The sequence below is a fragment of the Gluconobacter sp. Dm-62 genome (assembly GCF_018256155.1).
In the GTDB taxonomy this organism is placed as follows: Bacteria; Pseudomonadota; Alphaproteobacteria; order Acetobacterales; family Acetobacteraceae; genus Gluconobacter.
Map to the genome: position 1 here is coordinate 17045 of NZ_JAERLY010000023.1, position 17488 is coordinate 34532.

19 protein-coding genes are annotated in these 17488 nt (G+C 55.1%); 6 read left to right on the forward strand and 13 right to left on the reverse strand.

What is annotated here, in order from left to right; all coding sequences use genetic code 11:
• Positions 1–134: 134 nt before the first annotated feature.
• Positions 135–1088 (reverse strand): GlxA family transcriptional regulator, encoded by a 954-nt coding sequence (locus JK202_RS14505; RefSeq protein ID WP_063904064.1) that lies wholly within the window; start codon positions 1086–1088, stop codon positions 135–137.
• A gap of 108 nt (positions 1089–1196) precedes the next feature.
• Between JK202_RS14505 and JK202_RS14510 the strand changes: the two genes are divergently transcribed.
• Positions 1197–1661, forward strand: coding sequence for a nuclear transport factor 2 family protein (locus tag JK202_RS14510; protein WP_063904063.1), 465 nt, complete (start codon positions 1197–1199; stop codon positions 1659–1661).
• An 18-nt stretch (positions 1662–1679) separates the two neighbouring features.
• On the opposite strand, the gene JK202_RS14515 is transcribed toward JK202_RS14510, so the two are convergent.
• The 4 genes from JK202_RS14515 to JK202_RS14530 form a co-directional block, all read right to left on the reverse strand.
• A complete protein-coding gene (locus JK202_RS14515; protein WP_063904062.1) occupies positions 1680–2570 on the reverse strand; it encodes an aldo/keto reductase in 891 nt (296 codons plus the stop codon).
• A gap of 14 nt (positions 2571–2584) precedes the next feature.
• Positions 2585–3037: an SRPBCC family protein gene (locus tag JK202_RS14520; RefSeq protein ID WP_063904061.1), complete on the reverse strand. Its 453-nt coding sequence runs from the start codon at positions 3035–3037 to the stop codon at positions 2585–2587.
• Positions 3038–3068: 31 nt separating this feature from the next.
• Positions 3069–3830, reverse strand: a complete 762-nt coding sequence (locus JK202_RS14525; RefSeq protein ID WP_063904060.1) for an SDR family NAD(P)-dependent oxidoreductase — start codon at positions 3828–3830, stop codon at positions 3069–3071.
• Between the two features lie 170 nt (positions 3831–4000).
• Positions 4001–4618 (reverse strand): TetR/AcrR family transcriptional regulator, encoded by a 618-nt coding sequence (locus JK202_RS14530; RefSeq protein WP_211562106.1) that lies wholly within the window; start codon positions 4616–4618, stop codon positions 4001–4003.
• 104 nt (positions 4619–4722) lie between these two features.
• Here JK202_RS14530 and JK202_RS14535 point away from each other — a divergent pair, with 104 nt between their 5' ends.
• Positions 4723–5937, forward strand: a complete 1215-nt coding sequence (locus JK202_RS14535) for an MFS transporter (RefSeq protein ID WP_063904058.1) — start codon at positions 4723–4725, stop codon at positions 5935–5937.
• Positions 5938–5975: 38 nt separating this feature from the next.
• Here JK202_RS14535 and JK202_RS14540 read toward each other — a convergent pair whose 3' ends face one another.
• Positions 5976–6869, reverse strand: a complete 894-nt coding sequence (locus JK202_RS14540; protein ID WP_077804067.1) for an NAD(P)/FAD-dependent oxidoreductase — start codon at positions 6867–6869, stop codon at positions 5976–5978.
• Between the two features lie 80 nt (positions 6870–6949).
• Between JK202_RS14540 and JK202_RS14545 the strand changes: the two genes are divergently transcribed.
• Complete coding sequence (locus tag JK202_RS14545; RefSeq protein WP_232309382.1) at positions 6950–7420, forward strand: Rrf2 family transcriptional regulator; 471 nt, start codon at positions 6950–6952, stop codon at positions 7418–7420.
• A gap of 122 nt (positions 7421–7542) precedes the next feature.
• On the opposite strand, the gene JK202_RS14550 is transcribed toward JK202_RS14545, so the two are convergent.
• The gene (locus JK202_RS14550) at positions 7543–8436 is read right to left on the reverse strand and encodes a LysR family transcriptional regulator (RefSeq protein ID WP_283091811.1); all 894 of its coding nucleotides are present in this window, start codon (positions 8434–8436) and stop codon (positions 7543–7545) included.
• 149 nt (positions 8437–8585) lie between these two features.
• On the opposite strand from JK202_RS14550, the gene JK202_RS14555 reads away from it, so the two are divergent.
• Both JK202_RS14555 and JK202_RS14560 read left to right on the forward strand, forming a co-directional pair.
• Complete coding sequence (locus JK202_RS14555; RefSeq protein ID WP_063904081.1) at positions 8586–9212, forward strand: glutathione S-transferase family protein; 627 nt, start codon at positions 8586–8588, stop codon at positions 9210–9212.
• A complete protein-coding gene (locus JK202_RS14560; protein WP_063904056.1) occupies positions 9209–9616 on the forward strand; it encodes a VOC family protein in 408 nt (135 codons plus the stop codon). Before JK202_RS14555 ends, JK202_RS14560 begins: the two co-directional genes overlap by 4 nt.
• 219 nt (positions 9617–9835) lie before the next feature.
• On the opposite strand, the gene JK202_RS14565 is transcribed toward JK202_RS14560, so the two are convergent.
• From JK202_RS14565 to JK202_RS14590, 6 genes are all read right to left on the reverse strand, one after another.
• Positions 9836–11032, reverse strand: a complete 1197-nt coding sequence (locus tag JK202_RS14565; RefSeq protein ID WP_349291873.1) for an MFS transporter — start codon at positions 11030–11032, stop codon at positions 9836–9838.
• Positions 11033–11069: 37 nt separating this feature from the next.
• Positions 11070–11678 (reverse strand): nitroreductase family protein, encoded by a 609-nt coding sequence (locus JK202_RS14570; RefSeq protein ID WP_211562109.1) that lies wholly within the window; start codon positions 11676–11678, stop codon positions 11070–11072.
• A gap of 489 nt (positions 11679–12167) precedes the next feature.
• Complete coding sequence (locus tag JK202_RS14575; protein WP_211562111.1) at positions 12168–12998, reverse strand: phosphoenolpyruvate hydrolase family protein; 831 nt, start codon at positions 12996–12998, stop codon at positions 12168–12170.
• Positions 12991–14217 (reverse strand): Tm-1-like ATP-binding domain-containing protein, encoded by a 1227-nt coding sequence (locus JK202_RS14580; protein WP_211562113.1) that lies wholly within the window; start codon positions 14215–14217, stop codon positions 12991–12993. The genes JK202_RS14575 and JK202_RS14580 overlap by 8 nt, the downstream gene beginning before the upstream one ends.
• A gap of 2 nt (positions 14218–14219) precedes the next feature.
• On the reverse strand, positions 14220–14537 hold the full coding sequence (locus JK202_RS14585; protein ID WP_206035008.1) for a putative quinol monooxygenase: 318 nt from the start codon (positions 14535–14537) through the stop codon (positions 14220–14222).
• A gap of 53 nt (positions 14538–14590) precedes the next feature.
• The gene (locus JK202_RS14590; RefSeq protein WP_211562115.1) at positions 14591–15967 is read right to left on the reverse strand and encodes a PLP-dependent aminotransferase family protein; all 1377 of its coding nucleotides are present in this window, start codon (positions 15965–15967) and stop codon (positions 14591–14593) included.
• Between the two features lie 274 nt (positions 15968–16241).
• Between JK202_RS14590 and JK202_RS14595 the strand changes: the two genes are divergently transcribed.
• A protein-coding gene (locus tag JK202_RS14595) for an IS3 family transposase (protein WP_194266174.1) occupies positions 16242–17428 on the forward strand; the annotation gives its coding sequence in 2 pieces (ribosomal slippage) (positions 16242–16512 and positions 16512–17428; 1188 coding nt in all).
• Positions 17429–17488: the final 60 nt, after the last annotated feature.

Genomic DNA, 17488 nt, shown 5'->3' on the forward strand with positions numbered 1-17488 from the left:
ATTCTAGGAAGTGTCCTGATCTGTCGCGTGTTTGACCTGTTCTAGCGGGATAGACGCGATCCATCATTGAAGTGGATCTCGTCGGGATTGCTTGCAAAACGAGCTGCTTTCTCGTCCAGGAAAAATGAGCACTCTCAGGTCGCCTCGGCCGCAGCATTTCGCCTGATAGCCTGAGGCGGCTGATGGAACTCCCGCAGGAAGGCGCGTCGCATCCGTTCGGGATCATGAAAGCCTGTCATGACGGCGATGGCTTCAATGGGGAGGGTAGATCTCTCCACCTGCTCGCGTGCGGCTTCGAGACGCAGTCGTTCGACTGCTTTTGCGGGGCTCATCCCCACCGCTGCCCGGAAACTGCGAGAAAAATTTCGGGGGCTCATGCCGGCCTGACTGGCCAGAATATCCACGGTCAGGCGCTGTTCCAGGTTGGACCGGATCCATCCCAACAGTTCGGCAAAGCGTTCCTGAGGGCTCGTCATCTCGAGGAGTGCCGAGAACTGGGACTGTCCTCCGGGACGGTGATAGAACACCACCATTTGCTGCGCCGTACGACGGGCAATATCGGCCCCAAGATCTTCGGCAATCAACGCCAGCGCCATGTCGATGCCAGCGCTGATCCCCGCAGATGTCCAGATCAGGCCATCATGAATATGAATGGCATCTGCCGAAACCCGGATTTTAGGGAACTGTGCTGCCATGGCCGGGGCTTGTTGCCAGTGTGTCGTCACACGACGGCCATCAAGCATGCCAGCTTCTGCCAGCAGGAAAGCCCCTGTACACACACTGCAGATACGTCGCGCATTTCTGGCCTGATGCCTGATAAAGTTCAGTAATTCTGGGCAGCTCATAGCCTGCCTGTGGCCTTCGCCTCCGACAACGATAAGCGTATCGAACGACCCTGCCGCCGCGAGCGGAACCGTCTCGATCGTCATCCCGGAAGACGACCGGACCAGACCACCATGGTGGGACAGGGGCGTCATCTCATACGGAGCCGCCCCAAATCCTCCGGCAAGCTCGAAGGCTGCCGTCACTCCGGCAGCGTCGAGCAACTGGAAGTCTGGATAGAGAAGAATACCGATCTGTCTGGTCATGGCTTGAAATGAGGGATCGTTGTCCTTTCGTCAAATGCTCTTTTGGAAAACACTGACAGGTCTCGGATCAACTCGTGATCCGTCCCCGAACCAGAGGCGGAATTCCCTATGTCCCGACCCCCATTGCCTCCCTTCAATGCTGAAACGGCTGCTCAGAAAGTCCGCCTCGCGGAAGATGCCTGGAATGGCCAGGATCCTGAAACGGTGGCGCAGGCCTATACGACCGATAGCCAGTGGCGCAATCGCCTGGAATTCATCCACGGACGAGAGGACATCGTGGCGTTCCTGACGCGCAAATGGGAGCGCGAGCAGGAATACCGCCTCATCAAGGAACTCTGGGCTTTTCAGGAGAACCGGATCGCGGTCCGCTTTGCTTATGAGTGGCAGGATCAGGCCGGGCAGTGGTTCAGGTCTCATGGGAATGAAAACTGGGAGTTCGATGAAAACGGGTTGATGCGTTACCGCGCAGCGTCAATCAACGACCAACCCATTTCAGCGACCGACCGCCTGTTCCGCTGGCCTGAGGGACGGCGTCCGGACAGTCACCCCGGTCTTTCGACACTGGGATTGTAACTGTCCGGACGCGCTTCCTTAAGGCGTTGACTGGAACGCCTTGCGGCCTTCTGCGTCCAGCGCCGCGAAGTCTTCATCGGATAGGGTGATGTCGGCTGCCGCGACATTCTGTTCCAGATGGGCGACCTTGGACGTGCCGGGGATCGGAAGCATCGCCTTGCTGCGCATCAGGACCCAGGCAAGAGCAATCTGGCTTGGATGCGAGCCGTATTTCTTCGCCATCGTGTCCAATATGGATCCCGGCCTGGCGAGGTCGCCGGCGGCGAGAGGGAACCACGGGATGAACCCGATGTTCTGCTGCGTGCAGTAGTCGAGTACGTCCTCGCTGGTGCGATCGACGAGATTGTAGCGGTTCTGGACGGTCGCGACCTCGAAGAATTTCGATGCTGTTTTGATGTTGTCGACAGAGACCTCGCTCAGTCCTGCATGACGGATCAGTTTCTGATCAATGAAGGAGCGGATCGCGTCGAACTGTTCGTCTGCCGGGACTCTGGGATCGATCCGGTGGAGTTGCCACAGATCAATCTGCTCGACGCCGAGGTTGCGCAGGCTTTTGTGCACCTGCTGCAATAGATATTCCGGCCGTCCGACCGGTTTCCAGATGTCGGGGCCGGATCGGGTGAGGCCGCCTTTCGTCGCGATGACCAATCCTTTGGGATAGGGATGCAGAGCTTCCCTGATCAGCCATTCGGAGACGTCCGGACCATAGGAATCCGCCGTGTCGATGAAATTGACGCCGAGTTCTGGGAGGCGCTTCAGTGTGCGGATGGCCTCGTCGTGATCGGCGGGCGGTCCCCATATACCCTGGCCAGTGATGCGCATCGCACCGAAACCAAGCCGGTTGATGCCGAGATCGCCGCCAATCCTGAATGTGCCTGATCGGGAAGCGTTAGAGGGGGACTGGATCATGGGTTTAGGTTCCTTCATGACAATGTCGTCTCTGAGGCCAGTATCTCGGCCAGTCTGTCGAAAGCTGGCTGGTAGATCTGTGTCGGCATCCGGGCCTCCATACTGGCGGCATGTTCGGCTGGGGCCTCGAACTGCCCCCGCCATTGGATGAACGTGTGGTCGCTCTTCGTTATGGGAAGAAGGCTGATGGTAGAGCGATAGTTCCGGACCGGCAGGGCTGATTCAACGATCGAGAACGTGACCGCGTGATCCACGTCGGAGAGTGCCAGAAGCTGTTCGCGGATGAGTCCGACATCCCCCATCTCAACCAAGCGGATTGCGCCGACGCGGTCACCGGACTCATTGCCTTCGATCGCGCAGCTTCTGACGCCCGGCAACCAGCGTCCAAGGGCGCCAAAATTACGGACCAGCCGCCAGACAGAGGGAAGGGATGCAGGAATGATACTACTGGCCATAACGTGGATCATGAGGCTGGCTTCGCTTGGAATTGTGTGGCCCTCATAGCGACTGCCCTCCCGTCACCTCGATGCGTTGGCCATTCATCCAGCGCATGTCGTCCGACAGAAGGGCACGGACCGCAGCTCCGATATCGTCGGGCTGTCCGACACGCCCGAGGGGTGTGATGTCTGCAAGGCTTTTATTGATCGTGGCATCGTCACGGACCAGACCACCACCGAAGTCCGAGGCGATCGCACCAGGGGCGACGGCGTTGACGGTAATGCCTCGCTCTCCCAGTTCTTTTGCCATGTAGAGTGAGATGACTTCGGTAGCGGCTTTCATGGCTGAATAAGGTCCATGATCCGTTAGGTAGAAACGGGTCGCGGCAGAGGTAATGTTGAGAATACGACCGCCGTCCCGAATCAGGGGCAGGAGGGCCACCGTCAGAAGATAGGGGCCTTTGAAATGGATGTTGTACTGGTTATCGAGCTGTTCGGATGTCGCAGCATCGAAGCGAGTGTGAATGATATTGCCTGCGTTCTGAACGACATAACTCAGTGCACTGTGCTCGAACTCATGTGAGAGAAGTGCTCTGACCTGTCCGGAAAAATCCGCGAACGATTCATGGTCCACGATATCCAGCTTCAGCATGCGCAGTTTTGCATTTTGGCCGACGAGGGCTGCTTCGGCAGCGTTCGCCTCGTCTTCGTTGGAGTGATAGGTCCCGATCACGTTGATGCCCGAGGCAATCAGATGTTTCGCGATACTGTATCCGATGCCGCGATTGGCACCCGTGACGAATGCGATGTCCTGTTTGCTCATAACTGGATTCCTTGGCCGAGACACGGCGATGTGTTCCGGAATTTAATTCCGTACTGGATGGTCCATAATATGTGCGCAAAACAGGGTCAAGGAGTTATGGAGTGGTCGATATGGAATTAACGGCATAAGGCTTGGCCTGTTGCAGGCTCATCAATGTCTGGCAGACCGTTTCACGGCGTGGTGAGCAGCGCGTTGGCATCCCATAAGGTCAGAAGCGAAGTGATGGCGGCATCCAGATGTGTTGACGTCATCCCGTCCCGCGCTTCGCATGTCATGCCATGGAAAAATGTCGCGAAAATATCGGGCAGGGCCGCTGTTGTCGCGCAATCGCGCAGTTCGCCGCGGGCAATCGCGCGCTCCACGCAGACCCGGATTCCGGTCCGCGTCCGCTGGCGCTCTGCAGCGAGAAGGGCCTGAACGGCTTCGTTTTCGGGCGAACAGTTACTGGCGCCCGAGACGACCAGACAGCCACAGGGATGCGTCCGGGTCGCCTGCATACGCGCTGAACCGCGCAAAGTCCGTTCAATCGCATCCCGCGGTATCAGGTTTTCGTCCCATAAGGGCGACATCACCTGTCCGTAGGTCGCCAGATAATGCTGCACGACTTCGCGAAACAAGGCTTCCTTCGAGCCGAACGCGGCATAGAAACTTGTCGGCGAAATATTGCCCATGCAGGATTTGAGCTGTGTCAGGGAGGTCGGTTCGTAGCCCTGCGCCCAGAAAAGCGTCATGGCGGCATTGAGTGCTTTGTCCCTGTCAAACTCCCGGGGACGCCCTGTTCGCGCCATGGTATTGCTCCTTTTGAAAGATTTTCATATTAAGTGATCCAGAAGTAATTGCCAAGAATTTACGCTCTCATATATAGATCATTCGATCCATATATGAGAGCCGCATGACCTCCAAGACGATACCCCTTCGCAGAAGTCCCGATGACAGATTACCTATGGCCGGCTTACTCGCCTTGGCGATGACTGGCTTCATCTGCATTATGACTGAAACTCTTCCTGCAGGTTTGCTGCCTGAGATCGGGGCTGGGCTGCATGTTTCCCCCGCCTTGGCAGGGCAGATGGTCACGGCTTACGCCTTGGGCTCCCTGAGTGCTGCGATCCCGCTAACATTGGCCACACAGCGCTGGCGGAGAAGGCGGGTTCTACTGCTGGCGATCATTGGTTTTGTAGTTTTTAACTCCATCACAGCATTCTCGACGGATTATGACCTGACCCTCGTGGCGCGATATGGCGCGGGTGCAGCGGCAGGGCTCGCCTGGGCCCTGCTGGCCGGCTATGCACGCAGAATGGTGACACCCGCTCAGCAAGGACGTGCTCTGGCTATCGCCATGGTTGGCACGCCGATCGCGCTTTCTGTAGGTGTTCCGGCGGGCACTTGGCTGGGCGCGGCTGTGGGATGGAGACTGGCCTTCTGGATCATGTCGGGTGCCACCTTGCTGTTAATTGTCTGGGTTCTGGCGAAGGTTCCTGATTTTCCAGGCCTTGCACATCATGAGCGCCAGCCGTTCGGTCATGTCCTGCGAACACCGGGGGTGCGATCTGTTCTGGGCGTCGTGGTAACATGGATGCTCGCGCATAACGTTCTCTACACTTATATCGTACCGTTCATTACACCGGCAGGGCTGGCAGGAGAGGCGGACCGCATCCTCCTGCTTTTTGGCCTTGCTGCCCTTGCAGGCATCTGGCTCACCAGTTGCACGGTCGATCATGCCCTCCGGCTTTCTGTTCTGGTCAGTCTGGCAATATTCGCTGCTGTTGCAGTTTTTTTTGCAATTGGATCAGCATCGCCTGCGGTGATCATGATTGGCGTTACGATATGGGGTCTGACTTTCGGAGGGGCCGCGACGTTGCTCCAGACGGCTCTGGCTGATGCAGCCGGGGAGGGTACAGATGTTGCGTTATCGATGAATGTCGTCGTCTGGAACAGCGCCATAGCCGGCGGTGGCCTGTTGGGTGGTGTGTTGCTGGAAACGTGGGGAGCTCTGTCATTCCCCTGGATTGTGATGGCACTCGCTGCTGTAAGCTTCCTGATCGCATGGCAAGCCCGCTCCTATGGGTTCCGACCTGGCCATCGGCTCGGGCATGGAAAAGAAAACTGAGTATTCGATGACAAGCAGCGGATTGCGTTACCGCGTGATCACGCCCTGGCTAAAGATTGGTGCGCCGCTATACCTGCCAGGACACCCGACGCTGCTGCGACCGTTGCATTATGCATCGGGCTAGCCGCATCCCCAGCTACATAGACCCCGGACACAGAGGTTGCGCCCCAGGTATCGACCTTGATGAACGGACCGGTAGGTCCGTTTTCCAGAATACAGCCCAGATCCTCGGCAATCGGGCTGGCAGGTCTGGTTTTCGGTACCGTGAACACAGCTGCGACTTCAATGAGCCGTCCATCCGCCAGCTTCACGGCATCCAAACCAGGAGCATCTCCGATGAGAGAAATGATTGGAGTACGTTCGATCACGACGCCGCGCTTGTTAAGCAACATTGCCTGCTCTGGATCAGGCTCGTAAATTCCCTGAGTGAAGTAAGTTGTTGGCCCCCAATCGGGTATTAATGTTGCCTGATGGATTGACATTGGGTTTGTGGCGATAATTCCAAGCTGATGATTGCGGACCTCATATCCGTGGCAATAAGGACAATGAAGAACGGTCTTGCCCCATCGTTCCGCTACACCAGGGATATCGGGCAAAGTATCGGAAACGCCAGTAGCGAGTATCAGCCGCTTCGCCTGAAATTTTGCTCCGTTGGCTAGAGACACAGTAAACGTCTTGCCATTCCGTGCCACCTTCTGCGCGTCGTTCTGCAAGATCTGCGCAGTTGGATATCGCCGTAATTGTGCAGTGGCTTCACGCATAATGGTGTTCGGCGCTTTGCCGTCCTGGCCGAGGAAACCATGAGACGCGTCTGCGAAGCGGTTTCGCGGTAAGCCAGCATCGATCAGCAAAACGCTCATGCGAGCCCGTGCCAGCTGAATAGCTGCCGCTTGTCCGGCAAAGCTGCCGCCTATCACGATCACATCATACATGGTTAAATCCTATTCAACTTCATATGTAATGTCTGAAGTTACATATATGCATATCAGCTTTTTGCAACTCTTGATGTGACATGATAGAAGAGCCTAAAGGGCAGGCGATGCAACTGGACGGGCGATTATCGAGAATGATGCATTTGCTGATCCATATGGATCGCGCGAATGGGCCCATCACCTCCGGTGAAGCAGCGGAAATGCTGCATACCAATCCGGTTGTTATTCGGCGTACGATGGCAGGCCTGCGGGATGTGGGGTTCGTTCGTTCCATCAAGGGGCACGCTGGCGGGTGGACGCTTCTGAAGCCGCTGGAAAGTATCTCGATGCTTGATGTCTACAAAGCCGTGGGGCAGCCACGTATTTTCGCAATTGGCCTGGCCGACCCGGCGCCCGATTGCCTCGTCGAGCAGGCCGTAAATGCGTCAATGACTAGCGCACTCGAAAAAGCTGAGGCGCTTCTGATTGCTCAACTAGGCGAGGTCACTCTTGCAGCAATCGCCAAAGATTTTGACCGGCGCTTTTCTGCGTCTTGTGCGAACTCTCCCTGAACCAGGGTAGTCTGCCGCTTTAGAGCTCAAAAAGCTTTGCAGTTACTCGATGGAATGAAGCTCAAACGTAAAGCCGCACAATGCATAAAAATGGTAGCGGCTGTTTGCACGGGACCCTTCTTCTATGTGAGGTGTGCTTTGAGAGACCTTTTTGCCATAAACCTGTCTTTCATTGCGGAAACAAACGTTCGAACATTTACGGACTGACGTTCTTTGGCAGGGAACAGGATGAAGACCGGAAGTACTGAGGCGGGGGTGTCAGTCAAAATTCTTCGAAGCTGCCCATTTTCAACAAATTGGTGAGTTTGGTAGGATAATGCCGTGACGATGCCTAGATCTTCGATGGCGGCTGTGAGAGCCGCATCGACACTGTTCACGAAAAGCCGGGGCGAGACTTTTATCGAAAAACCAGATTTCCCGCCCTGTCGCCACTCAGAATATCCCGCTGCATATTCATTAACCTCAATGAGGCTATGCGTTGCGAGATCCTCAAAGACCTGTGGCTCTCCGTGTTTCTTCAGATAAGCTGGGCTGGCAACAAAAATTTTCTGGACCTCTCCGATTTTCTGCATCTTCAGGGCGCTGTCTTGTGGAGGCGCAATCCGGATGGCGAGATCAACTCCTTCTTCCACAAGATGAACAACCCGGTCTGTCAAAAAAAGCCTGATGTTCAATTGCGGCCAGACTTTTAAAAGTTCTGTGACAACGGGAAGGACGTGTACCCGTCCAAAAATAACGGGAGCGGTAATCGACAATACTCCTTGGGGAGCAGTCCTCGCACCTTGCGCTATAGCAATCGCACCATCTAGGTCGAAAATCGCTGCCCGACACCGAGCCAGAAACTCCACGCCTTCAGTGGTCAGATGTACAGAGCGGGTTGTACGGTTGAATAAGGAGATTCCGAGAGCTGTCTCGAGGCTTCTCACCGTCCGTGTTACCGTTGTTGCGGAAAGACCCAGCTTTCGGGATGCTCCGACAAAACTGGCGTGATCGGCCACGGCCATAAAGATCCGCAATGCCGGAAGGTCGATCAGATCTCTCTCCTGTAATCAACAAATTATAGCCACAAAACGCAATAATGAAGTGCGCTTTTGGTAGATTATCGCACGCTTTGTTGCGTGAGAAGACAACGTATCTGTTCAACCGTTTTTTTCGGGAGTTCCCCATGAAGCTCTATTATCATCCCCTTTCGGGGCATGCGCATCGGGCGCACCTCTTTCTCTCTCTTGTCGGCTTGCCTCACGAATTGACGCTTGTCGACCTTGCCGCGGGTGAGCAGAGAACTCCGGAATTTTTAAGGCTGAACGCCTTTGGAGAAATTCCCGTTCTAGATGATGACGGGACTATCATTGCGGATTCCAATGCCATCCTTGTTTATGTCGCGCGAAAAATGGGGCCATCTCATTGGCTGCCAGAGGACCTAGTAACAGAGGCGGAAATTCAACGCTGGCTGTCTGTTGCGGCAGGAAAAATCACATATGGATGCTGTGCTGCGCGTCTTGTGACAGTCTTTGGAGCCCCCTTCAATCCGGAAGAGGTCATCCAGCGTGCTCATGACACACTCAAAGTGATCGAGCAAACCTTGCTGGGCCGGACCTGGATCGCAGGAACCCAAGAACCGACAATCGCGGATGTCGCGCTTTACAGTTATGTCGCGAGAGCTCCGGAAGGAAATGTTGATCTATCAGAATACAAGGCCATTGGTAGATGGTTGCAGCGCACGGAACGCCTGGAGGGATTTGTTCCATTCGCGAATATTGTAGCGGATTTAAAAACAGGAGAGGCGCAATGAACTTCTCTCATCTGAGTCTAGATCATGTAGGCATTCGTGTGACGGATCTCGCCGTTTCCGAACGGTTTTATGCCAAATTTGGCTTCATCCGTGATCCAGAAGAATACGCTCCAGCGGTGAAAGCCTGTGGTCTACATCACCCATCCGGGCTTCGTATTCATCTTATTTTTAATGGTGTGTCAGACCCGGCTGGTAATATTCTGATGGATGTTCCTGTCAAATATCCAGGATACACACATGCGGCATTTATTATCGAAAGTATGGTGGGTCTTGTGGCCTGGCTGAAACAGGAACGGATTACGATCACAGAAGGCCCAGTGCATATGGGGCATGACAGACGCGTCGTCTGTTTTATTCGTGATCCAGACGGGAACGTTTTGGAATTTAACGAAATTCTCCAGTAATTTGTCTTTCTGGAACTCTGAATTTGATAGCCGAATGAGGACACCGATAATAAAATTCAGCCGATATCACTTAGATCGAGTACTACCAAGGTAGATTGTTCGACGCATACGCTGAACGAATGAATCAAGAAGGTCGACGCCGGTAAGCAGACTAGTCTTGAATTTCTATCTGTTCGTGCATTTTAAACCAGATCAGGGACGGAGAGAATGGAGCAGGGTTCATGAGGCGGCATGCCTACCATTCGTGGCGGCAAAGAGCGCGAGGGAGGCGAGGCACATGAGCGTTCCTGCGATCGCAAAGCCCCACCAACCTGCAATGCTGTAGAGTGCGGCCCCGCAAGACGATCCGAGCGCACCGCAGACGAACACACCGCCCATATAAGCAGCATTCAGGCGTCCGCGCGCAGTGTCGTTGAGACTGTAAACCACGCGCTGGCTGATGACCTGATTGGTTTGCACCCCACCATCCAGCAGCAGCGCAAGTACCGCGAGGACGATAATCCAACCTGCAGCGACGGCCCAGCCCGAGGTGAGAGACGTTGCGCCTACGAGTGCGATTGCGCTCAGTGTCGCCGGACGGGTCAGTCCGGCGTCAGCCAAGCGTCCTGCGAGAGGAGCGGCCAGTGCGCCGCCTGCTCCCGCGAGTGCGAAGAGGGCAATCTTGCTCTGGCTAAAGCCGAACTGGGCATGAAGCAAAAGCGGAATGGCGGTCCAGAACATGTTGAAGACAGCGAAGACGAGACTATGACAGGCGATGCGAACCCTTAACGTCCTGTATTGGACCAGAAGATGCATGATCGACCGCAAGAGGCTTCCGTAAGACATGCGACGGGTTGGGGCCTGAACGGGCAGAACGCGCGCCAGCCCAAGACCCGCGAGCATCATGACGACAGCAGAGACCCAGAACACGGCTCGCCAGCCGAACGCGGCCGCCATAGCGTTTGCGACGGGCCGCGAGAGCATGATCCCCGACAGCAGACCGCCCATGATATTGCCGATCGTTCTGCCACGTTGACCGGGTTCCACGAAATGCGTGGCGAGCGGCAGCAGAATCTGCGATCCCACGGAACACAGACCGATGGTGACGGAAAACAGCATGAATGTCGCGACTGAGGTGCTGAGCGCCGCTCCGATCAGACTGACGACAAGCCCGGCAATCGTTAGGAGGATCAGACGACGGTTTTCGGACTGGTCGCAGAGCGGCACGATCAGGACCAACCCAGCCCCGTAGCCGAGTTGGGTCAGCGTGACGATACTTCCCGCCCATGTGGAGGAAATGGCCAGTGCACCCGTGATGGGGCCGATCAGAGCCTGCGCGTAGTAGATGTTCGCGACCGTCAGGCCGCACACCCCGGCGAACAGTCCGGTTATCGCCGGTGTCAGACGGAATGTCGTGTGAGCGGTAGCGTTTGTCACGGGCAGCTTTCTGGTAACATTAGACCGGGGTAATGGCTCAGAACGTATTTCTGAAAATAATCTCGTTCGTCGGAAGGATGCCGCCCGTCGGGTGAGGAGCCTTGGCGCATTTGCCGACCGCGACGAACATGACGATTTCATAGTCCGTGGGAAGATTGATGAGCTTGCCCACTGCGTCGAAGTCAAACCCGTCCATCGGGCATGTGCCGTAGCCCATGCTTTCGGCCTGTAGCATGATGGCTGCCGCTGCCATACCGCACGAGCGCATGCCTTCGTCGCGCTGGACCTGTTCGCGTCCACGATAATACTGATCGATCGCGCCGGTCATGAATTGCTGCACTTCGGTGGAGGCGTTTTCCCAGTAGCGCGTGGTGGATTTTTCCCACGCCTTGATGTCAGCGCAGAGAACCAGAAGCACGGAAGAGTCGGTAACCTGAGCCTGATCCCATGAGACGGCGCGGATCTTGGCGCGCAATTCTGGATCGGTCACGGCGACGAAGCGCCAGTTCTGGATGTTGAACGCCGTTGGCATACGACGGGCGAGACCGAGCAGTGTGTCGAGTTCAGCGTCCGTCATGCGGTGGTCGGGATCGAAGACTTTGGTAGCGCGGCGTTGCAGAATGGCACTGGCGACGTCGAGGGACATGAAATTTCTCCTGTTGTGTGGCTCTGTTGTACAATTTACCCTGTCAACGCGGAGAGGGCATTAAGGGTGCTTAGGCCTATGAGACGGCCTGTCTGATGGGTGTTCCATCGTTCCCCTTGGCCCGTCCGGGATAGCCGTAGGCCTACAGAGTTTCATTTCGGGTGATGGCATCTTTGCTGATGCGAGGCGCCATAACACTACATTCTTTTTGGGAGGTATGATCAACCATGTATCAGGGCTGGTAATGGTTTCATAAGATCGCCTTGTGTCATACACACTATCAGCCGTGACGCTGACTGGCGATCTCTTCATCGTCGGGGATCTGTTCCCGAGACTTGGGCCGGAGCAGAGCATCACTGACATCGCTTCCTATCATGTCTATGCTCCTGATTTATATGGCTATTCATGGAATTTTTCAAATGTACGGAAAGAAAAAGAAAGGCATGTTTAAGACATTACTATTTCCTAACATGCCCTTCAGGAAGAATACTAGCGCGTCATAGATTTAAACAATTGTGTCTGTTCGACCAGCGCGCGTTCGGTTGGCAACCGTTCCATACTCGATGCACCATAAAATCCATGGCAATCAGGGCAAGCCTTGAGGACTTTTTGGGCATCTTCAGGCATTGCAATCGGTCCGCCATGGCAAAGAACGATGACGTCGTCTCTCACACTTTTGGCAGCATCCGTCATCTGGTTGATCAGCGTTATACAGTCGTCCAGTGTGAATGCTGTTTCTGCACCAATATTGCCACCAGTTGTCAGGCCCATGTGGGCAACCAGAACATCCGCGCCCGCTTTTGTCATGCTGATAGCTTGCTCTGGGTCGAAGATATAAGGGGTCGTGAGCAAATCTTTCTTGCGGGCCCGAGCGACGACATCCACTTCCATAGCATAGCTCATGCCGGTTTCTTCAAGGTTTTTCCGGAATGTACCGTCAATCAGCCCGACTGTCGGGAAGTTTTGTATACCAGAAAAACCCACTCTGCGTATTTCGTCGAGGAATACATCAAAGTCCACAAATGGATCAGTCCCATTCACGCCGGCAAGTACTGGTGTGTTTGGGACAATTGGCAGCACCTCACGTGCCATATCCATAACGATCTGATTAGCATTGCCATAGGCAAGCAACCCCGCAAGTGAACCGCGTCCAGCCATGCGGTAACGACCGGAGTTGTAAATGACGATCAGATCGATGCCACCCTCCGCCTCACATTTGGCGGAAAGACCTGTTCCTGCTCCGCCTCCAACGATAGGGCGCCCTTCTGCGATGAGGCCGCGCAAACGACCAAGAATAGTTTCGCGTGCAATGCTAGGCATTGAATTCTGTCTCCTTGAACATTGTCTGAAATTCGTCCGCCATTGCCTGAGCAAAAGCAGAATCATTGAGCGCATATGGCAGGCGTATCAGCCTTCGCCTTGCGCTTTCGCGCAGCATCCCTGATAACGCCGCGACGAATGCTTCATCGGCTTCGGGATCGAAAAAGACCTCTCCAGCCGCATCAAGTAAAGAAAAGCCGCCTTCCGGTATAAAGAATGCGACGGGGCCTTCGCAGTGATTCAGGCGTTCGGCAATCATTTTCCCAATCTGACGACATTCTTCGGCTGATGTACGCATCAGTGTGATGTGTGGGTTATGCTCTACCAGAACACGATTTCTATAATTTTGTGGAACCGTATCTCGGGCAGCGAAATTGACCATGTCGAGACCACCGCAACTGCCGATATAAGGCACTTTAGTGCGTGCAACTGCGCCGAGCCGGTCTTCTCCACAAGGAAAAATACCATTCGCAATGAGGTCGCAGAATTCCGTTGTCGTAACGTCAATTACACCGCGTATGACTCCACGATCAATAAGCTGTTCCATCGAACGACCACCCGTGCCGGTGGCGTGAAACACCAAACAATCAAACTGATGATGCAAGGTATCAGTCAGGTGTGTGACGCAGGGTGTCGTGACACCAAACATCGTCAAGCCAATCGCAGGGCGTTGGTCTTCGGGTTCATGCGTCGCAGAACGCACCATACCGGCCATGGCATTCGCTGCGTTTTCGAGCACCCGCCGCGACACACGGTTCAGCCCTTGCATATCGACCACGGAATATAGCATTGCTATATCGGATCCACCAACATAAGGCGCAACGTTTCCAGATGCCACGGTGGACACAAGAATTTTTGGAACACCGATGGGCAGTGCCTGCAAAGCAGGTGCTACCAGTGCGGTGCCTCCAGACCCCCCGAGTGCCAGTACTCCTGCCACATCAGGGCGCGAGGAGAGATAGTGCAACAACGCATCAGACATTCCTGCAATTGCTGGACCTCTGACATTCCCGAATACGGCATCGGGCCCACGCGGGTGGCATGACGCGACGTCCCATGCCACGACATCGGTGGCTTGAATGGCACCGGTGCAATTGCGTCCTGTGGAGACATCGACAACTCTGGAGAGCACACCACGTTCCGACAATTTGGTTTGCAAATAACAGAGTTCTGCGTCCTTGGTGTCTCGCGTTCCGATGATATAGACGTATTTTGCCATCGTCAGGCCATCCGGGGACACGGCTCAAGCAATGTGACCGTCAATGGTCTTTCCAGTCCTGCCGTAAACGTCTCTTTCATGGCCAGGAAATGTGCCGTCTTCTCATGAATTAGAAGCGCGTCGAGGCTCTCCCACTGTTCGATAAACACGAGATGCTGCGGGTCGTTTTGGTCACGCTTGCAGTCATAGGAGATATTGGACGGCTCTAAACGCGACGCGATAACGCATGCCGCAACCGCGCCGAGGACGGCATCTTGGTGTTCAGGTTGGATGTAAATTTCGGCAATGATAGTAAGGACATTTGTTGATAGGTCTGACATGCTTTCTCTCCGCCGCCTGACTGTTCTTGTCAGACTAACGTGGAGTGACACTTTCAGCCTACGACTATAGTGTCGCGTGACACTTTTCTTTCTACTAGTTCGCATGCCTGACGTATGCGCGTCAGCGCTACGGTCAGATTTTTGAAGGATACGGCACCCAGAGCGAGCCTCACGCCTGTTGTTTGCAGGGTGTCGCAACTGGCAAAAGCGCTTGGCGGTGCGATTGACACACCGAGTGCCCTTGCGTTTGCAGCGACGTTTTCTGCTGTGGATACATCCATGGGCAGCCACAGGTGAAAGCCGTCTCCACCCGGTTCTGTCATGCGTTTACCCAATATATTACGCGCAAGATTCCGTCGTCTTACGGCTTCGGCACGTAATGATTGACGGATGCTGCTAGCCGTCCCATCGCTTAACCACTGAGCCATCATCGCATAGGACAGGGGAGCGATCATCAGGGATGATGCAAGCAGTACTGGAAGTGTCTGCGCTGCGAATGCAGCTGGGGGAGCCAGCGCGCCTATGCGCAAACCTGGACTGATGATTTTTGACAGACTGGAAACATGAAAAGTCCGTTCCGGAATGAGCGCCGCGAGAGTGTGATTTAGCTTGCTCTGTCCAGCATAGACACCATCTTCGATGACCAGAGCATCGAACCGGCGGCATAACTGGGCAATGGCATGTACTCGATCGCTATCCATGCAAGCGGTGGTTGGATTATGCAGGGTGGGCGTTACATACACTAATGCCCGTCCAGTTTGGGGTGACGATAAGGCGGCTTCCAGCCCATCAGGCATCATCCCGCGCGCATCCATGGCAATACTTTGCAAGGTTTTTCCTTCGCGACGTACTGTGTCCAGCATGCCGGGGTAGGTCACCTCTTCGGTTATAACGCTGCGCACATGTGGGCGCGCGACGGTGAACGCCACGCTGAGTGCCTGTTGCGCTCCACCAGTCAGTAACAGATTTTCCGGATCGATTTCGATACCGCAACCTGTCAGCCAGTGCGCCATAATTCGACGGTGTTCGATATGTCCAGCAACAGGTGGATAAACGTTAAAAAGGGCGGCGTCGACGGTACGGGCCAGACGTGATAGGGTGCGAGCGAGTGCTCGATCACTAAACATGGGCGGGGGCATATTGGTGGACATATCCAGCAAAATCGACCGATCATCCGCCCGTGCTGCAACGAAAGATCCACGCCCATGCTCGGCCCGCACTAATCCGCGTCTTTCAAGAATGGCATAAGCACGCGTAACGGATCCAATGCCGATGCCCAGACGCCACGCGAGGTCACGGTGTGCTGGCAGTCGATCGCCAACAGACAAAATACCATGGAGTATGTCTGATCCCAGCACGTCGGCTAGGCGTTCCGCCGCCGGTCCAGTTCCGTCTGGGAGACGTGCATTCCAAGGTGACTGGCTTCGCATTGTTTTGCCTAATTAATTTTAGAAAGCTCAATAGTGGGGGAATACCCCACTATTGATGGCAGATGGAGAGTGGTTAGGACTATTCTATCGTATCGTCCCGCCCCCGCGAAGCAAGAAGCCAATCGTCATAGCTCCCTAATTATACCAAACGAGACGAAATATTAGGTTCGGGATCTGGAAGGGTTCGAAGAACCTATCTTAGGAAGATAGAGGTGGTCCCCATTTTTCGGACAGGGCGATAAGCTATCATCTGGCCTGAACGAGGACGGGTTTTATGGGTAAGGTTACGCGGAAACGGTATGCGGCAGAGTTCAAGTCACGGGTTGCGCTGGAGGCGATCCGTGGGGAACTGACGCTGGCGGAACTGGCTTCGAAACATGGCGTGCATCAGACGATGATCGCCCAATGGAAACGGCAGGCGATCGAGGGCATGGCAAGCCTTTTTTCTGGTAAGTCAGTAACGGAACCTTCAGTCAGCCCTGCTGATGTAGAGAAACTGCACGCCAAGATCGGCCAGTTGCTGGTGGAACGGGATTTTTTGCGGGATGCCTCTGCTCGGTTGGGCGTGATCAGAGGCGGCAGATGATTGACCCGAAGAGAGCATGCCTGCCGATAATCCGGCAATGCACGCTGCTGCAACTCAACCGGTCGGGCGTTTACTATCGGCCTGTGCCACAGAGCGAGGCCAATCTGGAGCTGATGCGGCTGATCGACGCCCAGTTCCTGGAAACGCCCTATTATGGCTCACGGCAGATGACATGGCATCTGCGCCGCCTGGGACATGAAGTGGGCCGCAAGCGGGTCCGGCGGATCATGGCGATCATGGGCCTGCGGGCGATCTACCAGAAGCCGCGCACGACCGTGCCTCATCCGGAGCATCGGAAATATCCATATCTGCTGCGGGATCTGGTCATCAATCGGCCTGACCAGGTCTGGTGTTCCGATATCACATATATTCCCATGAAACGGGGATTTCTCTATCTCGTGGCGATCATGGACTGGTTCACGCGCAAGGTCCTGTCCTGGCGTCTATCGAACACGATGGACGTGGAGTTCTGTATCGAGGCGCTACAGGATGCCCTCATGCGTTATGGCGCCCCGGACATTTTCAATACTGACCAGGGGTCGCAATTTACGACACCCCGTTTCAGCGGGATACTGGAAGAGCGTCAGATCCGCATCAGCATGGATGGGCGCGGTCGCTGGCTGGACAACGTGTTTATCGAGCGTCTGTGGCGGTCGCTGAAATATGAATGCGTCTACCTGCACGCGTTCGAGACCGGATCAGAGCTGAGGGCCGGGCTTGGCAGATGGATCGCCCATTATAACGAAAGGCGTCCGCATATGGCGCTGGCTGGACGTACGCCCGATGAGGCGTATCATGACGTGCCGACATCATCTGGTCCGGGGTTAACCCCGGACCAGATGGCCAACAGCAACGCTGTCAGAAGGGCGGCATAACGACAACCGGGTATAGCTTATCAAGCCCGCAAAACTGTCCGAACGGACGGGACCACCTCA